This window comes from Paraburkholderia franconis, assembly GCF_009362735.1.
In the GTDB taxonomy this organism is placed as follows: domain Bacteria; phylum Pseudomonadota; class Gammaproteobacteria; order Burkholderiales; family Burkholderiaceae; genus Paraburkholderia; species Paraburkholderia franconis.
In genome coordinates, this window is sequence record NZ_WHNP01000005.1 from 98,183 (window position 1) to 115,712 (window position 17,530).

The window sequence follows — 17,530 nt, forward strand, 5'->3', positions numbered from 1 at the left end:
ATCGTGCTCATGCTGCGCTCCTTTCCGCGCTTTTTGCTGCACCGGCTTGCGTTTCCGTTGCTAGCGCATTGCGGATCGTCTCCACCCAATAGCGGTGCTGGATCGTGTAAAGCCCTTCGTCTTCCGTCTTCACGCCACTCAGCAGCGGCTTGAGGCCGATTTTTTGCGCCCCTTCGTCGGCTCCTTCGATCCAGTGCGTAGCGCCGCGGCACATGTCGTTCCATTCGACGGCGCGCGCTGCGTAGCCTTGCTGGCACGCGCGGAATTCTTCGAGGTCGTCGGGCGTCGCCATGCCGCTTACGTTGAAGAAGTCTTCGTACTGGCGAATGCGGCGCGCGCGTGCTTCATCGGATTCGCCTTTGGGCGCGATGCAATAGATCGTCACTTCCGTTCTGTTCACCGACAGCGGCTTCAGCACGCGAATCTGCGAGCCGAACTGATCCATCAGATACACGTTCGGATAGAGGCACAGGTTGCGCGAGTTCTGGATCATCCAGTCCGCAGTCTCGCTGCCGCAGCGCGCGGCGAACTCGTCGCGGCGGGTGAAGTTCGGACGGTCTTCGGGATTGGCCCAGCGCGACCACAGCAGCATGTGGCCATGTTCGAACGCATAGAAGCCGCCGCCCTGACGGCCCCAGCCGCCCGCATCCATCGCGCGGATCTTGTCCTCGGCCGCGTTCTTTTCCTTCCGGTGATTGGTCGTCGCCGCGTAATTCCAGTGCACGGCCGACACGTGATAGCCGTCCGCGCCGTTCTCCGCGGTCAGCTTCCAGTTGCCTTCATACGTGTACGTCGACGAACCGCGCAGCACTTCGAGCCCGTCTTCCGACTGGTCGACGATCATGTCGATGATGCGCGCCGCTTCGCCCAGATATTCGGTAAGCGGCTTCACATCGGGATTCAGGCTGCCGAACAGAAAGCCGCGATAGTTCTCGAAGCGCGCGACTTTCTTCAGATCATGCGAGCCCTCGTGATTGAAGCACTCGGGATAACCCGCTTCTTGCGGGTCTTTCACCTTTAGCAGCTTGCCGCTGTTGTTGAAGGTCCAGCCGTGGAACGGGCAGGTGAACGTCGCCTTGTTGCCGCGCTTGTGGCGGCACAGCATCGCGCCGCGATGCGTGCACGAATTGACGAGCGCATTGAGTTCGCCCTGACGGTTGCGCGTGATGACGACGGGCTGACGGCCCATCGTCGTCGTGAAGTAATCGTTGTTCGACGGAATCTGGCTTTCGTGCGCGAGATAGATCCAGTTGCCCTCGAAGATGTGCTGCATCTCGAGTTCGAACAGCGCTTCATCCGTGAAGGCGCTGCGATGCAGGCGGTAGTCGCCGCGCGCCGGGTCTTCGACCAGATAGTCGTCGATGTGCTTGAGCTTCGGACTGCGGTCCGGATAGATGGGGATCATCGGATGTCTCCTGCAACAGGGTTGCTGTCTCGCTCGCCCATTCGGTTGCTACCCGAAAGGTATAATTTGTAAGGGCGCTGCGGTTGTGTGAAGAGTAGTTGGCACGCGTACGGTGCGTCCAACACTGATTTAGTATCAGTTCAATATCCGAGGGGTATCGTCATGGAGTTGCGCCATTTGCGTTATTTCGTCGCCGTGGCCGAGGAGCGCAACTTCACGCGCGCCGCGCAGCGGCTGCACATCGCGCAACCGCCGTTGAGCCGCCAGATGCAGCAGCTCGAAGATCTGCTCGGCGTGCAGCTTTTCGTGCGCAACTCACGGCCCGTCGAACTCACGGACACAGGGCGCTTCTTCTATTCGCACGCGGTGCAATTGCTCGCGCAAACAGCGGAACTCGAATCGATGACGCGGCGCGTCGGCAAGATCGAGCGCAGCCTGTCGGTCGGTTTCGTCGGCTCGACGCTGTATGGCATGTTGCCGAAGATCATTCGCCGCTTTCGCAACGAACATCCCGCTGTCGAGCTGACGCTCGTCGAAATGTCGACGATGGATCAGATCAAGGCGCTCAAGGAAGGCGTGATCGACGTGGGATTCGGGCGCATTCGTCATGAAGACCCGAGCATCAAGCGTATCGTGTTGCGCGAGGAGCGGATGATCGTCGGACTGCCCGTCGGGCATCCGTTGTCGGAATTGAAGCCGGTGTTGTCGCTGCACGACCTCGTCAACGAAACGCTGATCATCTTTCCGAAAGCGCCGCGCCCCAGTTACGCGGACCAGGTGCTCGCCGCGTTCCACGATCGTGGATTGGAGCCGAAGCGCATCTACGAGACGCGCGAACTGCAGATCGCGTTGGGGCTGGTCGCGGCGGGCGAGGGGATTTCCGTCGTGCCGACGAGCGTGTACGGACTCAAGCGCGACGACGTGAGCTACAAGGAACTGGACGATTCGAATCTGGTGTCGCCGATCATCATGAGCATGCGGCAGCTCGACGAATCGGAAGATCTCACGCAGATGCTCGAACTGATCTATCGGCTATACGAAGAAGAACACATGGAGTACCTGCCGCCGCATGAAGAAGGTATGTGACGATGCGTTAGTCTGGCTTGCCGCGCTCGTCGCCGGCAAGCCAGTCACCCAACCGTCCGCTCATCAAGCCTTCGGCAGCTGCGCCGCCGCATTGCGCAACGCGGTCCGCAGCCCTTCCTCGACGACGGGGTGATAGAACGGCATCGCGAGCATCGCATCGACCGTGAGGTTCATCTGCAGCGCCCACGAAAGCAGATGCGCGATGTGTTCGGCATCCGGCCCGATCCACTCGGCGCCGACAAAACGGCGCGATGCCTTGTCCACATACACGTGCATCAGCCCGCGATTGCGCAGCATCACGCGACTGCGGCCCTGGTCTTCGAAGCTCACTTCGCCCGTCACGAACGAATCGTCGGTAAGGTCGGCGTGACGCGCGCCGACCATCGCGATGCCCGGCTCGGTGAACACCGCCGAAATAGGCGCGCGGCGCACGAGCGGCTTCACGTCGGGAAAGCGCGCGGCGTTCTCGCCAGCCGCGCGGCCTTCGTCGGCGGCTTCGTGCAAGAGCGGCAGCACGTCGTTCGCATCGCCGGCGATGAACACGGGGTGCTTGCCCGCTTGCAGCGTCACGGGATCGAACGTGGGCACGCCGCGCGCATCGAGTTCGAGCGTCGTGTTGTGCAGCCCGAGCCGATCGACGTTCGGCCGGCGGCCCGCCGTGACCAGCACGTAATCGAACGTGTCGTCGCGCAGCTCGCCCGCGCTGTCGCGATAGCGCAGATGCACGCTGTCGCCTTCGCGCGTCGCCGCTTCCACTTGCGCATGCGGCTCGAAACGGAACGACTCGCTGAACACCTGTTGCGCATAGCCCTTGATGGCGGGATCGCTCAGCGGGCCGACACGGCCGCGCGCGCCGAGCATCGTCACGTCGACGCCGAGCCACGCGAGCGCCTGTCCCAGCTCGAGCCCGATCACGCCCGCGCCGATCACGGCCACCTTGCGCGGCAGGTCGTCCCACGCGAACACGTCGTCGTTGACGATCGCGCGGTCGCCGAGCACCTGGTACATCGGCGGCACGAACGGCGACGAGCCCGTCGCGATCACGACGCTCTTCGCATGCACGCGGGTATGGTCGCCGACTTGCAGCACGTTGTCGTCGATGAAGTGCGCATAGCCGATCAGCCGCTCTTCAGCCGGAATGCCTTCCGTCGACTCCACGACGAAGCCCACGAAGCGGTCGCGCTCGCCTTTGACGCGCGCCATCACCTCGCGTCCGTCGATGCGCACGGCGCCGTCGACATGCACGCCGAACGGCGCAGTGCGTCGCGCCGCATGCGCGGCTTCGGCGGCAGCGATCAGCAGCTTCGACGGCATACAGCCGACGCGCGCACAGGTCGTGCCGTAAGCGCCGCCTTCGATCAGCACGACACTGGCGCCTGCCGCCTTCGCGGCGCGAAAGGCGGGCAGACCGGCGCTGCCGGCGCCAATAACTGCCACATCGATATGAAGCGTCTTCATGATGTTCCTCGCTCTGACGGGCGGGTGGCGGAGTGAATCGGGTTGCTGCCGCGCGCCTCGCTGCCGTCCAGTAGAATCGGTTTGCATTGCACTGTTGCCACTGTACGGTTTGCCGTCCGGCGTGCTAATCCTCGAACGATTCAAAAACATGCTTATTCGGCTCAAATGGATCTGCTAAGTCGCTTTCTGTCGCTGATGCCGGTGAGCGGGCGCGTGGATATCCGCTGTCATTTCGGCGCGCCGTGGGCGATCGAAGAAGGCCCGGCGGGCGTGCGCGAGATTCCGTATCACGTGCTGCTGTCGGGGCACGCGGTGCTCGAAGACGGCAGCGGGCCGCCCGAGCCATTGGTGGCGGGCGACATCGTCGTGTTTCCGACGGGCGGCGCGCATCGCATCCACGACGGCAGCGGCGCGAAGCCCGTCCCGGCGACGGAGCGGCGCAACATCACGTTGACGGTCGCGGAGAACGGCGGCGCGGGCGAAACGGCCGACATCCTGTGCGGCCGCTTTCTGCTCGGCGCGGTGCCGGACCGATTGCTGCGCGACCATCTGCCGTCGCGGCTGGTCGTGCGCAGCGGCGCGCACGCGAACGCGAACGGCAGCGCCCAGCCGAACGGCGGCACTCAGGAGTCTGTGAAAAGCGTCGCGGGCTCGCGGCTCGCGCGCCTGATCGAGCTGATGCGCGAAGAGGCGATGGACGAATGCCCCGGCAGCGAGATGCTCGTCAATCATCTGTCGGCGGCGCTCTTCGCATTGACGTTGCGTTTCGCCAGCGAATCGGCGCAGCCGCCGCTTGGGTTGCTTGCGCTGGCGGGGCGTCCGCGTCTGCAGCCGGCCGTGTCGGCGATGTTCGAATCGCCCGGCAAGCCGTGGACGCTCGACCAGTTCGCGGCGCTCTGCAACATGTCGCGCGCAACCTTCGTGCGGCAGTTCCAGGAAGCGATCGGCCGCTCGGCGACCGATGTGCTCACCGAAGTCCGCATGACGATCGCGGGCCGCTCGCTGCTGGAATCGACGACGCCCGTCGGCGATATCGGCGAGATGGTCGGCTATCAGTCGGAAGCGGCGTTCCAGCGCGTGTTCAAGAAGCAGATCGGCGTGACGCCGGCGCGCTGGCGCGCATCGGGTGGAAACGTGCAAGCCGCTTCCGCCGACGCAGCGAAATAGAGAGTTTCAGAAAGCAATCAGCAGCGCTCGATGGGTTAATGCGTCGGTCGAAAACCCTTGCCGCACAAGGCTGCCGCACACACGCGGCATGCGCGTATCGCGCTTCGTCACCGTTGCGCCGACAACCGGTGAGCCGAACGAGCATCGTCATGAGTCGCGCCGACATTAACGGCGCAGCCTCGCACCCCTACAGTTGAGCCATCCCGTCGCCGACGGCAACTCTTCTTGAAGGTGCTCACATGAATCTGAATCGCGTTTATCAAGCGCTCGTTCTTGCGGCTGCACTCGGTTTGCCGCTTGCAAGCCACGCCCAATCGCAATCGCCGGCGACGCGCGCGCAAGTCCGCGCCGAACTCGTTGCCGCCGGGCAGTCCGGCCAGCTTCCGCAAAGCGATACCAGCTATCCCGAACCCGCCAGCTATCCGGCCGCCCACGCGTTCCATCGCTCGCATGCGTTCATCGCGGCTTCGCATGGTCCGTCGACGAACGGCAGTTCCGCTTCGGGCTTCCGCGCGACGCGTGTCCGTTCGCTGGCGGTGCCGCCGTCCCCATACGACGACGTCTATCGCGGCCAGTAACCCACGGCTTTACATACACACAAGGAGTGAACGATGTCCGCTATCACGATCTATACGACGCCGACTTGCCCGTACTGCCTCGCGGCCAAAGCGCTGCTTGCGAACAAGGGCCTGTCGTACCGGGAAATCAACGTGCAGAACGATCGCGCAACGGCGCTTGCGCTGATCGAACGCACGGGACGCCGCACGGTGCCGCAGATCTTCATCGGCGACACGCATGTCGGCGGCTTCGACGATCTGAATGCGCTGGAGACGGCGGGGCGTCTCGATCCGCTGCTCGAGGCCAACTCGGTGCGTTAAGCAGAACGCATGGCGCGATGCAGGAGCCGCGAACGGTACGGGCCGTTCGCGGCTTTTTCTTTTGCAGTGCCCGCGTCCGTCACGAACCGACGCGCGGCAGATAGGGCGCGGGATCGACGGGCTTGCCGTTCTTGCGGACTTCGAATCGCAGCGAACCGGTTTCCGAGGCCGCTTCCGAGCCTGGTCGCTTTTCGCTCTCCGCCATTTCGGCGATCGTCTCGCCGCGCTTGACGGTCGTGCCTTCCTTCACGAGCAGTTTGCGGTTGTGTCCATAGGCCGTCACGAGCGTGTCGTCGTGCTTGATGACGATCAGCTTTCCATACGGCTTGCCGCCATCTCCCGCGAACACGACACGGCCAGCGGCGGCTGCTTTCACCGGATCGCCGGCCTTGGCTGCGATCACCATGCCCTTCGATTTGCCCTGTCCGTACACCGCGTTGAGCGTGCCGCGCGCGGGCCAGCCGAAACGGGTCTTGTCGCTCTTGTCCTTGTCGCCCTTGTCGCTGTCGTTCCTGTCGGCGCCGGCTTCGCGCTTCGCGGGCGATCTGGAGGTAGCTTGCGCGGGCGTTGTCGCGACAGACTTGCTGTCCTCGGCTGCGTCGGGCGGCGCGACGCGCAACACGCCGCCCGGTTCGATGTGGTTCGCGTCCGACAGGCTGTTCCATCTGGCGATGTCGTCGCTGTGCTGGCCGTGAGCCGTCGCGATGCGATAGAGCGTATCGCCGGGCTTGACGCGGTAATAGCCTTCCTTCACGGGCGCGAGCGGCCTGGTCGTGCTGGCCGGCACGCGCGGCGCCGGCTGGCTCGCCGATGTCGCCGCTTGCGTCGGCTGGCCGGGCGACCGGTCCTCGGGAGCCATCTGCCAGGGCAGCGACGTGCAACCTCCATTCGCCAATAGCAGCGCGAGGCCTGCGCCCAGCAGCAGCTGCGCGCGGCGGTTCGATTGCGTGTGTGTCATGTCGTCTTCCTCTTGTCGTTCGGCCATGCGGGCGCCCGTAGGCGCACCGGGACGGTTCGCGGCCCAAACGCGTAGAACGCCGCTCCGACAGTGAAAGTTGACGTTTGCTTGCGGAATCCTGAATGTTTTACACAGCTTCGCACTCGCGCTTTTTGTGGGCGCGTTTGTGTTGCGAAGTGTGTGCGGGAAGCTGGGCTGAATCGTGATCGGCGCGCGCCGATCGCTTACTCAAAGAGTGATGTTTTTCCCGAAGGGATGTCACGCGCGAACGCATTCGCTGCGCTGGAGCGCTTGCGCACAACGGGTATCAAGGGCGGCGCTTTTTCCATGCGTAACCGGCGGGCGGGTCCGCCGCGCCTGCCTTGCCGACCGAACGCGGGTTCTCGCTGCACAACGTGACGAAGCTCACATCGCCGCCTGCCGCCTGTTTCTTGCGCAACGCCTCGGTGAACGCGAGCGCTTGCGTCATGTCGTCGTCGCCGAACCGCTCGAAGCGAGCGGTTGCCGTCGACGCATTGCCCTCTTCGAGCCAGTACACGACAAACATGCGTCTACCTTTCTACGTTTCTTTCTGCGGCTTCATGACGGGCTGCTCTCCGGATCGTCAAGCGATACGCCCAGTTCACCCGCGAGACGCTCGACAAGCGCTTCGAGCCGTTCGACGCGTTCGCTCAGCTGGCGTTGCTGCGCGCGCAGCGATTCGAGTTCGCCGGGCGGCAGCGCATCGTCGGACAGGGCCGCGCCGCGCGTCAGCTCGGGCGACGGCTCGCCGCACAGCAGGTGCATCCAGCGGCTTTCGCGCTCGCCCGGCGTGCGCGCGAGCTTGACGACGCGCGGCGGATCGTTGGCCGCGAGCTCTTCGAGAAACGCTTCGACTGACGACGTATCGGCGAAGCCATGCAGGCGCGACGTCGCGAGCCGCAGTTCGGCGGCCGTTTGCGGACCGCGCAGCAGCAAGGCGGTCAGCAGCGCCGCCGACTGGCGCGGCAGGCCAAGCACACGCTCCATGTTGTGCTCGTAGCGCGGCACGCGGCTGCTGCTGCCTTCGAGCACGAGCGACAGACGCTTCAGGCTGTTGATCGCGTCCATGATCTCGCTTTCGCTGACGTTCATCACGGGCGAGCGCGAGGTTTTCTGGTTGCAGCCCGACGCGAGCGAGTTGAGCGACAGCGGATAAGTATCGGGCACGGTGTGCTGCTTCTCGAACAGCACGCCCAGCACGCGCGCTTCGAGCGGCGTGAGCGCGCGCATGGCGGGGCGCGGGGAATCGTCGGTGGTGGAGTTCATCGGCAATAGACTCGGGTTGTATGCGGCGGCGCGAGCGTTGCGGCCCGCGCGTTAGCATAGTCTATTGTCCCCGCAAAAGGACGGGAAGTCGTGCGCGCCGATGGGCGCTTCCCCGCGTGGCGGCCCTGCATGGCGGCTACGTTTTGGCGCGGACTCACCATCGACAGGCGTTCGCCGCCGCTGCCGACGCTAGATGTTGTAAGGCTCGTCGGGCACATCGAACAGGGCGTCGTCGATGTCGATTTGCAGCGAGCAGTTTTCGGCCGATCCCGCTTCCGTCCGCATCGCACCGACGCGCTGCCGCACCAGGTCCTTCAGGCGGCCTTGCACGATGCGCCGTTTCGCGGTGTCGAGCGCGGCATAGTGGTTGATCTGATGATCGCTGATCTCGAGCCTCGCGACGCAACGCGCGTCGAGCGTCGTGTCGCGGCCCGTTTCGACGACCCACGACAGCGTGAGAAACGTGGTCGCACCCTCCTGATACGCGCTGACAGTCGGCGATTTCGGCGATTCGAAGGTTGCGGCGAGGGCCAGTTCGATTTCCTCGATGCGCTGCGACAGATCGATCGTTTTCATGGCGGCTCCTTTCGAAGGTTTATCCCGAGTTTCATCCTTCCATTGCAGCAACCGGAGTGCCCATGTCCGATGCGGCACCTGGATAGCGAACCGTCATTCGTGCGCGGTACACTGCAAGCTTCCAACGACCACCGTTGCCACCGTTGAAACAACGAACAACGGCAACCCAAAGGAGCCTATCGCCATGCGTACGAGCGCCCGCAATCACTTCGCCGGTCAGGTAACAGCCGTCAAGAGGGGAGCCGTCAATGACGAAATCACGCTGCGCACCCAGGACGGTCTCGACGTCGTCGCGGTGATCACGCACGGTAGCGCGTCATCGCTGGGACTCGCGGCGGGCAAGCCGGCGTTCGCGCTCGTGAAGGCGTCGTCGGTGATCGTGATGGTCGATGCGGACAGCAGCAAGGTATCTGCGCGCAATTGCATCGCGGGCACGGTCGCGTCGGTGACGAAGGGCGCCGTCAATAGCGAAGTCATCATTTCGGCCACGGGCGGCGCGCAGATTGCGGCCATCGTCACCAACGACAGCGTCGAGAGGCTCGGCCTCGCGAGCGGCAAGGCGGCTGCGGCGATCTTCAAGGCGTCGAGCGTGATCGTCGGCGTCGATCAGTAAGCGGTTCGGCGAATGGGCGGGCGCTGGGTCTCGATGCACCGCGTTCGCCTCGTGACAGCGCGATGCACAAAGCGAGTGGCGCTGCTGTCAGCGGCGCGCGACGACGAGCGCGATGCCGCCCAGGATCGCGATCGAGCTTAGCGCGAGGCGCGCGGTCAGCGGTTCGCCGAGCAGTGCGATGCCGCCGATCGCGGCAATCAGCGGCACGCTCAGTTGCACGGTCGCGGCCGTGGCGGCCCTGAGTTCCTTCAGCGCCGCGTACCAGATCACATAGCCGACGCCCGACGTCAACGCGCCCGATAGTGCCGCGAAGAGCAGCCCCATTGCGTCGATCGACATGTGGGCGAACGTGCCGGCGCTGGCGGCCACCACGAACGGAACAGCGCGGATGAAATTGCCTGCCGTCGTGGCGATCGGGTCGGCGGCACCTTTGCCGCGCAGCGAATACACGCCCCACGCGACACCCGCGCACAGCATCAGCAAGGACGCGAGCGGAGCCGGTGCACTGAGGCCGGGCAGCACCAGACCGACGAGGCCCGCAAGCGCGCATGCAACGCCGATCCATTGACGCGCACGCAGACGCTCGCGACGCGCGAGACCGTAGCCGATCATCGTCGCCTGCACGGCGCCGAACAGCAGCAGCGCACCCGTCCCCGCCGCAAGCGACACATACGCAAACGAAAACGCCACAGCGTATGCGATAAGCGCGAAGGCCGAAATCCAGTTGCCGCCGACCGGCCGCGAAACCCGACGCATGCGCAGAATGATCCACAGCGCGAGGGCCGCGGACACGACGCGCATGGTCGTGAACGTCGCGGGATCGATGGACGTGCCCTTGAGCGCAACACGGCACAACAGCGAGTTGCCCGCGAATGCGAACATCGCGACGATCGTCAGCAAGGCGATGCGCATGCGCATGGAAAGCAGCGAGGAAAGGGTTGCATCGGAAGTGCGCACGATACTTTAACGTCGGGTCAGGCACGCGCGCATCGCGCAGTGCAGCGCAAGGCGATAGCGAAGGCGCAAAAACGAAAGTGCCGGACAGCAATCAGGAAGCGTTTGCTATCCGGCATCGTGAGGTTCACGCGCGCCACGTCATGACGACGAGGCGCGCCCCTGCATCGCAATCAGGCCATCGCGGACGGCTTGATGTTCTGGTTGTGACGGAACAGGTTCTGTGGATCATAGCGGTCCTTCACGGCGACGAGACGCTCGTAGTTCGGGCCATAGGCCGAGCCGATGCGCGTCGTTTCTTCTTCCGTCATGAAGTTCACATAGACGCTGCCGAGCGCGAACGGCGCCGATGCGTCGAAGAACGCACGTGCCCACGCGATGCAGCGCTCGTCGTCGGCGGCTTCAGTCCAGCGGCCGTGCACGTTCATCACGTACTTCGCGTCGCGATTCGAGTAGGCAGTCGCATCGGGCGCGACGCGCATCGTCTGTCCGCCGATTGCGCCGAAGAAAATCTCGCACTGCGGCGACGGCAGATTGCCGATCGCATCGACGAATGCATCGATCAGCCCATCGTCCAGCGTCGCGAGATTGTGCGACTTCCAGTAATTGCGCGCGCCCGGCGTGAGCAGCGGATCGAAGGCCTGTTGCCATGCGGCATACGGCATCGGCCCGAGATGCTCGCCATACGGCGTGCCGAACTTGCGCACCTCGTCGACCACACTCGGACCATTCGCGGCCGGCCCCGTATAGCAGATGGCGAACGCGATGATCGGCTTGCCATGCACGTCGGCGCTGAGGAAGGGCAGCGGCGGCGCGAAGCGCGCGACGGCCCAGACGGTCAGCTCGTCGGGCCACGTTTCGAAAGCGGTGCGATATTTGACGAGCGCATCGCGCGCCTGATCCATCGGCAGCACGACGAGGCCGCCATACACTTCCGGGCCGACCGCGTGCAGCTGGAACTCGAACATCGTGATGACGCCGAAGTTGCCGCCGCCGCCGCGAATCGCCCAGAACAGGTCCTCGTGAGAGTCGGCGCTACAGCGCAGCAGTTCGCCGTCAGCCGTGACGACGTCGGCTGAAATCAGGTTGTCCACCGACATTCCGAAGCGCCGGCTCAGCCAGCCGAAACCGCCGCCGAGCGTGAGGCCCGCGACACCCGTCGTCGAGTTGATGCCGAGCGGCGTGGCGAGACCGAAGGCCTGTGCTTCATGATCGAAGTCGCGCAACGTGCAGCCCGGCTCGACATAGGCGCGGCGCGCGACGGCATCGATCCGCGCGGACTTCATCGGCGACAGGTCGATCAGCATGCCGTCTTCGCACACGGCACTGCCCGCGATATTGTGACCGCCGCCACGCACGGCCAGCAGCAGGCTGTTGTCGCGCGCGAAATTGACGGCGCGACGCACGTCGGCCGTGCCCGCGCAGCGCACGATGATCGCGGGGCGGCGGTCGATCATTCCATTCCAGATACTGCGCGCTTCATCGAACGATGGATCGCCGGGCAATACCACCTGGCCTCGCGTGAGAGCTTTGAGTTCATCGATTGCACTGCTGGACAGATTCGCCATGCTACACCTCCGGTACAAAAGAACGACGTCCGACCCCTCGATCATGTCTGATCAAAGTAGTTCGGACGACCTGGCTTTCATCCAGTAAAACGGGGCGGGTCCGCGCGTACAAATTAACGTATACCCGTATCCAATCGCATGCGCTGCAAACGCAGTCGTGACGGGCCGCCAATCGAAAAAGCCCCGCAAAACAAGGCGTTTTCTGAACGACGCACGGATGGAGCGCTCCGCGAAAACGCGTTGCATCACGGCTGTGGTGCGAGCGCGGACGCATCGCCGGGAAGCGGACGCTTCGCACGTCACATGTTGCGACGACTCACCGTGAGCAATGCGGCTCTTACGTATGACATGAAGCGTCGTCCGGTTGCCCTGTCGTCATCGCATCGCTAAACGAGGGCGAGTGCGAGCCGGTATGCACGTGTCGCCGTTGAAGCAGTAACGCCCGCACATCGCTTGGCCGACCCCGAGGGGAAGATCGCGCGACGTAAAGCTTGAGTGACGCGCAACGACCACAGATGCTTCGAGCATATTGCGAATTGTTACTGTTCATGTAATGATATCGATTCGCATTTAGGAAGTGACAAGCCGGAGCAGTCCGGCTTGGCGGGGCGGTTCGCGCGCCCGCCGCGCGAACCGGACGGGTGCCGCTTGCCCGTCGCACCAAGAAAAATCAGCGACAACGACAGGAATCGAGATGCATCGAACTACGCCATTCGCAGCGGCCGTCATGGCCGTCTTTGCGACGCCGCTCTACGCTCAAACGACGACGCCTGCCGCAGCACCGGCAGCCAGCATTGCCCAGGCCGATTCATCGACGCCTCCCGCCAGCCAGCCCTCCGCCAGCCAGCCTTCCGACAACGCCACGCTGCCCGCCGTCAAGGTGACGGGCCAGGCCGACAACTCCGGCGATTTCCAGCCGGAAACGTCGAGCGTGGGCGCCAAAGTGCCGACCGCGCTGCGCGACATTCCGCAGGCGGTGACGGTGGTGCCGAAGGCCGTGCTGCAATCGCAGGCGGTGAGCTCGTTCAGCGACGCGCTGCGCAACGTGCCCGGCATCACGATCGGCGCGGCGGAAGGCGGGCAGATCGGCAACAACATCAACCTGCGCGGCTTCTCGGCGCGTACCGACATCTATCTGGACGGCTTCCGCGATCGCGGACAGTACTATCGCGACACGTTCAACCTCGAATCGATCGACGTGCTGTATGGCCCGTCGTCGCTGTACTTCGGGCGCGGCTCGACGGGCGGCGTGATCAACCAGGTGAGCAAGGAGCCGGAACTGAAGAAGCGCGCCGACGTCTCCGTGCAGGCGGGCACGCACGACCGCTATCGCACGACGGTCGACCTCGACACGCCGATCACCGACACCTCCGCGTTCCGTATCAACGCGTTCGGCCAGAGCCTCGGCTCGTCGCGCGACGTAATGAAGAGCAAGGACTACGGCGTCGCGCCGGAAGTGAAGTTCGGCATCGGCACGCCGACGGAGATCACGCTGTCCGCGCTGATCCAGCACAACCGCGACCAGCCCGACTACGGCATTCCGCCGCTGAACGGCCATCCCGCGCCCGTCAATCGCGGCACGTTCTACGGCTATACGGACGACCGCACGATTCAGGACGTGCAGACCTTCAGCGCGCGTATCCAGCACCGCTTCGACGACGGCCTTGTCCTGCGCAACCAGACGCAGTTCAGCCACTACAGCACGGAAGCGCGCGCGACCAATGCGGCATCGGTGCTCACGGGCCCGCTTGCGACGTCGACGGCGCTCACCAACGGCAACTTCACGACGCTCGATCCGTCGCAACTGTTCGTCAAGCTGCAGGGCAAGGATCGCAACATCAACGATCATTCGATCTACAACTCGACTGACTTGCAGGCGAAGTTCGATACGGGACCGCTCAAGCACGAGGTGGTCACGGGCGTCGATCTGAGCCACGAAACGTACAGCAACCAGAGCTTCACCGCGACCTCGCCGGGACTGCCGTCGAACACGATCGGCGTCGTGCCGCTCATCGATCCGCCGTACACGCCGCGTCCGTCGAACGTGAAGGAAGTGGCCACCAATCTCGCTGAATCGAGCGCGAACGGCGTGGGCATCTATGCGAACGACACGGTGTCGATCGGCCAGCACTGGAAGGTGGTGGGCGGCGTGCGCTGGGACCGCTATGAGGCGTCGATCAGGAACTCGATCAATTCCCCGCGCTATGCGACGCAGACCAACTACTTCACCAGCGTGCGCGGCGGCATCATCTGGCAGCCGAGCGACTGGCAGTCGTATTACGTGTCGTATGGCACGTCGTTCGATCCGTCGCTCGAAGCGCTCACGCTGACCAACGGTCAACAGAACCTGCCGCCCGAGCACAACAAATCGTATGAAGTCGGCTCGAAGTGGGATCTGTTGGGCGGTGGCCTGTCGGTGACGCAATCGCTCTTCAACATCGAGAAGACGAATGCGCGCACGCTGAATGCGGACGGCACCTATACGCTCGACGGCGATATCCGCGTGCGCGGCTATCAGCTGGGTCTGGCCGGCCACATCACGAACAAGTGGCAGGTGTTCGGCGGCTACACGTATATGAACGGCGAGATTCTGAAGGCGTTCGACGGCACGCAAGGCAAGGTGCCCGCGAATACGCCGCGCAACATGCTGACGCTGTGGACCACGTACGCGTTCACGCCGCACTGGGAAGTCGGCGGCGGCCCGACCTACGTGTCATCGCGCTACGCGGCGAACAACAACTTCGTGCAGGTCGGCGGCTATACGCGCTGGGATGCGATGGCCGCGTATCACGCGAAGCGTTACGACATCCAGTTCAACGTGCTGAACTTCACGGACAAGAACTACTACGATGCGCTGATTCCGTCCGACGGCGGACGCGCGGTGCCGGGTCTCGGCCGCACGTTCCTTGCGACGTTAAACTATCGCTTCTTCTGATCGCCTCAAGCGACAGGTCCACGAAACGCCGCGCGCTTTCGGCATGATGCCCTTCATGTGGAAAGCGCGCGATGATGCACGGTTGTACAGGAACGTTGAACGATGATTGTCTCGATCCCGGACGTACTGAGTCCCGCCGAAGTCGCCGACATGCGCGCGCAGCTCGAAGCCAGTGACGCATGGGTCGACGGCCGCGCGACAGCCGGCTATCAGGGCGCGCCCGTCAAGCGCAACCAGCAGATTGCGGAAGGCTCGCCGATCGCGCTGGAACTGGGCGATCGGATCATCGCATCGCTGGAGCGTCACCCTCTCTTCATCAGCGCCGCGCTGCCGAACAAGGTGTATCCGCCGCTCTTCAACCGTTATGAAGGCGGGATGCACTTCGGCAATCACGTCGATGGCGCGATACGCCTCGTGCCGGGCAGCGGCGCGCGCGTGCGCACCGACATCTCCGTCACGCTGTTTCTCACGCCGCCCGACGAATACGATGGCGGCGAACTGCTGATCGAAGATACGTTCGGCGTGCACGAAGTGAAGCTGCCGGCAGGACACGCAATCGTCTATCCGGGCACGAGCCTGCATCAGGTGCGCCCCGTGACGCGCGGCGCGCGCGTGTCGAGCTTCTTCTGGGTGCAGAGCCTCGTGCGCGACGACACGCAACGCGCGATGTTGTTCGATCTTGACGGCGCGATCCAGCGGCTCAACGCATCGAATGGCGATGAAGCCGCGCGCCGCACGCTGGTCGGCTGTTATCACAATCTGCTGCGTATGTGGAGCGAGACGTAAAAACGCCCGCATGACAGCGGGCGTTCATGCCAACAACGAGCGACAGCGAATCAGCCCGGCACCATGCCCGTCAGCACATAAGCCTGCAACAGCGTGATCAAGCCGACCACGAATGCGAACAGCAGACTATGCTTCACGGTGAAGCGGAACAGCTCCGACTCGCGTCCGACGAGGCCCGTCGCCGCGCACGCAACGGCAATCGACTGCGGCGAGATCATCTTGCCCGTCACGCCGCCCGACGTATTCGCGGCCACGAGCAACGTGTCCGACACGCCGATCTGATGCGCGGTCGTGTGCTGAAGCGAGCAGAAGAGCGCATTCGACGACGTGTCCGAGCCCGTCAGGAACACGCCGAGCCAGCCGAGCACCGGCGAGAAGAACGGGAACGCGGCGCCCGTGCCGGCCAGCAGCAGCGCGAGCGTCGACGACATGCCCGAATAGTTGGCGACAAACGCGAACGACAGCACGAGACCAATCGACAGCACGGGGCGACGCAATTCCTTGGCCGTCTCGCCGAACGTCGCGAGCGCATCGCGGGGCTTCACGCGCAGCAACACCATCGAGATCAGCGCCGTCACGAGAATCGCCGTGCCGACGGCCGAGAGCAGATCGATCTTCAGCACGGCTTCATAGGCCTTCGGCGTCGCGACGATGGGCGCCGTCTTCATCACGAGCTGGTCGAGACCGGGCACGTTGAACTTGAGGATCGTGCCGGCGAGCGCGCCCTTCGCGGCGAACAGCGCCTTGAACGGTTGCAGGCTCCACACGGTCACGACGGCCGTCAGAATGCCGAACGGCGCCCATGCGCGGATGGTCTGCGCAATCGTGTAGGGCGACGCGCGGCGGCTCATGCCCGCTGCGCCATTCGCACCGCCCATGCCGCCGCCGAATCCTCCGCCGAAACCCGACAGCGCCGCTGTGCCGCCGCTGACCGTGCCGCGTGCCGTATCGTTTGCGCGGCGCGGTTGCCACACCTTCAGGAACGATGCGAGTGCAACGAGGCTCACGAGCGCCGACGTGATGTCCGGTAGTTCGGGCCCGATGTGATTCGACGTGAAGTACTGCGTGATCGCGAAGCTGCCGCCCGCGACCAGCGCGGCCGGCCACGTTTCCTTGACGCCGCGCTTGCCGTCCATCATGAACACGAGCCAGAACGGCACGGCGAGCGAGAGCAGCGGCAACTGGCGGCCCGCCATCGCACCGATCAGGAACGGATCGATGCCCGTCACCTGGCCCGCGACGATGATGGGGATGCCCATCGCGCCGAACGCGACGGGCGCCGTATTCGCGATCAGGCAGAGGCCTGCCGCCTTCAGCGGATCGAAGCCGAGGCCGACGAGCAGCGCCGCCGTGATCGCGACGGGCGCGCCGAAGCCCGCCGCGCCTTCGAGGAACGCGCCGAACGAAAAGCCGATCAGCAGCAGTTGCAGGCGTTGATCATCCGTCAGCGCGAGCACCGATGCGCGGATGATGTCGAACTGCCCCGTCTTCACGACGAGCTTGTAGAGGAACACGGCCGTCACGATGATCCACGCAATCGGCCACAAGCCGTATGCGAAGCCGAAGCCCGCTGCGGCCAGCGCCTGTTGCACGGGCATGCCGTACGCGAACACGGCCACCGCAAGCGACAGCAGCAGCGTGCCCGCCGCCGCGACATGCCCCTTCAGGCGCAGTCCCGCGAGCGCGACGAAGAAAAAGATGATCGGGATGCTGGCCGCGAGCGCGGAGAGCCATAGACTGCCGAGCGGCAGATAGGTCTGATACCACGGGTGCATGTCGGTCTCCTCCGAATATGCGTCAATGAATCGTTGTCGGCGGCGCGCAGCCGCGTGCGGACGCACCGCTACTCATGGGCGATG

Annotated in this window: 16 protein-coding genes; 7 read left to right on the top strand and 9 right to left on the bottom strand. The window is 64.3% G+C overall.

Annotation, left to right across the window (positions count from 1 at the left end):
* Nucleotides 1–7 precede the first annotated feature (7 nt).
* Nucleotides 8–1,405 carry a benzoate 1,2-dioxygenase large subunit gene (benA, locus tag GCT13_RS07000; RefSeq protein WP_152756308.1) on the bottom strand — a complete coding sequence of 466 codons (1,398 nt, stop codon included), beginning with the start codon at nucleotides 1,403–1,405 and terminating at the stop codon, nucleotides 8–10.
* A 162-nt stretch (nucleotides 1,406–1,567) separates the two neighbouring features.
* Here benA and GCT13_RS07005 point away from each other — a divergent pair, with 162 nt between their 5' ends.
* Complete coding sequence (locus GCT13_RS07005) at nucleotides 1,568–2,491, top strand: LysR family transcriptional regulator (RefSeq protein WP_152756310.1); 924 nt, start codon at nucleotides 1,568–1,570, stop codon at nucleotides 2,489–2,491.
* Nucleotides 2,492–2,554: 63 nt separating this feature from the next.
* Here GCT13_RS07005 and GCT13_RS07010 read toward each other — a convergent pair whose 3' ends face one another.
* The gene (locus tag GCT13_RS07010; protein ID WP_152756312.1) at nucleotides 2,555–3,949 is read right to left on the bottom strand and encodes a dihydrolipoyl dehydrogenase; all 1,395 of its coding nucleotides are present in this window, start codon (nucleotides 3,947–3,949) and stop codon (nucleotides 2,555–2,557) included.
* Nucleotides 3,950–4,114: 165 nt separating this feature from the next.
* On the opposite strand from GCT13_RS07010, the gene GCT13_RS07015 reads away from it, so the two are divergent.
* From GCT13_RS07015 to grxC, 3 genes are all read left to right on the top strand, one after another.
* Nucleotides 4,115–5,116: an AraC family transcriptional regulator gene (locus GCT13_RS07015; protein WP_152756314.1), complete on the top strand. Its 1,002-nt coding sequence runs from the start codon at nucleotides 4,115–4,117 to the stop codon at nucleotides 5,114–5,116.
* A gap of 239 nt (nucleotides 5,117–5,355) precedes the next feature.
* Complete coding sequence (locus GCT13_RS07020) at nucleotides 5,356–5,694, top strand: DUF4148 domain-containing protein (RefSeq protein ID WP_227746741.1); 339 nt, start codon at nucleotides 5,356–5,358, stop codon at nucleotides 5,692–5,694.
* A gap of 33 nt (nucleotides 5,695–5,727) precedes the next feature.
* Nucleotides 5,728–5,994: a glutaredoxin 3 gene (gene grxC / locus GCT13_RS07025; protein WP_152756316.1), complete on the top strand. Its 267-nt coding sequence runs from the start codon at nucleotides 5,728–5,730 to the stop codon at nucleotides 5,992–5,994.
* A 79-nt stretch (nucleotides 5,995–6,073) separates the two neighbouring features.
* On the opposite strand, the gene GCT13_RS07030 is transcribed toward grxC, so the two are convergent.
* The 4 genes from GCT13_RS07030 to GCT13_RS07045 all read right to left on the bottom strand — a co-directional run bounded on the left by GCT13_RS07030 (nucleotide 6,074) and on the right by GCT13_RS07045 (nucleotide 8,815).
* Nucleotides 6,074–6,952: a M23 family metallopeptidase gene (locus GCT13_RS07030; protein ID WP_152756318.1), complete on the bottom strand. Its 879-nt coding sequence runs from the start codon at nucleotides 6,950–6,952 to the stop codon at nucleotides 6,074–6,076.
* 307 nt (nucleotides 6,953–7,259) lie between these two features.
* Complete coding sequence (locus GCT13_RS07035; protein ID WP_152756320.1) at nucleotides 7,260–7,499, bottom strand: hypothetical protein; 240 nt, start codon at nucleotides 7,497–7,499, stop codon at nucleotides 7,260–7,262.
* A 32-nt stretch (nucleotides 7,500–7,531) separates the two neighbouring features.
* The gene (locus tag GCT13_RS07040; protein ID WP_152756322.1) at nucleotides 7,532–8,239 is read right to left on the bottom strand and encodes a YceH family protein; all 708 of its coding nucleotides are present in this window, start codon (nucleotides 8,237–8,239) and stop codon (nucleotides 7,532–7,534) included.
* A 189-nt stretch (nucleotides 8,240–8,428) separates the two neighbouring features.
* Entirely contained in the window at nucleotides 8,429–8,815 is a 387-nt protein-coding gene (locus GCT13_RS07045; RefSeq protein WP_152756324.1) for a DUF3022 domain-containing protein, read from the bottom strand.
* A 184-nt stretch (nucleotides 8,816–8,999) separates the two neighbouring features.
* Here GCT13_RS07045 and GCT13_RS07050 point away from each other — a divergent pair, with 184 nt between their 5' ends.
* Entirely contained in the window at nucleotides 9,000–9,428 is a 429-nt protein-coding gene (locus tag GCT13_RS07050; RefSeq protein WP_152756326.1) for a TOBE domain-containing protein, read from the top strand.
* A gap of 87 nt (nucleotides 9,429–9,515) precedes the next feature.
* On the opposite strand, the gene GCT13_RS07055 is transcribed toward GCT13_RS07050, so the two are convergent.
* Nucleotides 9,516–10,346 (bottom strand): DMT family transporter, encoded by an 831-nt coding sequence (locus GCT13_RS07055; protein WP_152756693.1) that lies wholly within the window; start codon nucleotides 10,344–10,346, stop codon nucleotides 9,516–9,518.
* A 209-nt stretch (nucleotides 10,347–10,555) separates the two neighbouring features.
* Nucleotides 10,556–11,950 carry an FAD-binding oxidoreductase gene (locus GCT13_RS07060; protein ID WP_152756329.1) on the bottom strand — a complete coding sequence of 465 codons (1,395 nt, stop codon included), beginning with the start codon at nucleotides 11,948–11,950 and terminating at the stop codon, nucleotides 10,556–10,558.
* A 694-nt stretch (nucleotides 11,951–12,644) separates the two neighbouring features.
* Between GCT13_RS07060 and GCT13_RS07065 the strand changes: the two genes are divergently transcribed.
* On the top strand, nucleotides 12,645–14,885 hold the full coding sequence (locus GCT13_RS07065; protein WP_152756331.1) for a TonB-dependent receptor: 2,241 nt from the start codon (nucleotides 12,645–12,647) through the stop codon (nucleotides 14,883–14,885).
* Between the two features lie 102 nt (nucleotides 14,886–14,987).
* The gene (locus GCT13_RS07070; protein WP_152756334.1) at nucleotides 14,988–15,671 is read left to right on the top strand and encodes a Fe2+-dependent dioxygenase; all 684 of its coding nucleotides are present in this window, start codon (nucleotides 14,988–14,990) and stop codon (nucleotides 15,669–15,671) included.
* A gap of 50 nt (nucleotides 15,672–15,721) precedes the next feature.
* On the opposite strand, the gene GCT13_RS07075 is transcribed toward GCT13_RS07070, so the two are convergent.
* Nucleotides 15,722–17,446: a lactate permease LctP family transporter gene (locus tag GCT13_RS07075; RefSeq protein ID WP_152756336.1), complete on the bottom strand. Its 1,725-nt coding sequence runs from the start codon at nucleotides 17,444–17,446 to the stop codon at nucleotides 15,722–15,724.
* Nucleotides 17,447–17,530 lie beyond the last annotated feature (84 nt).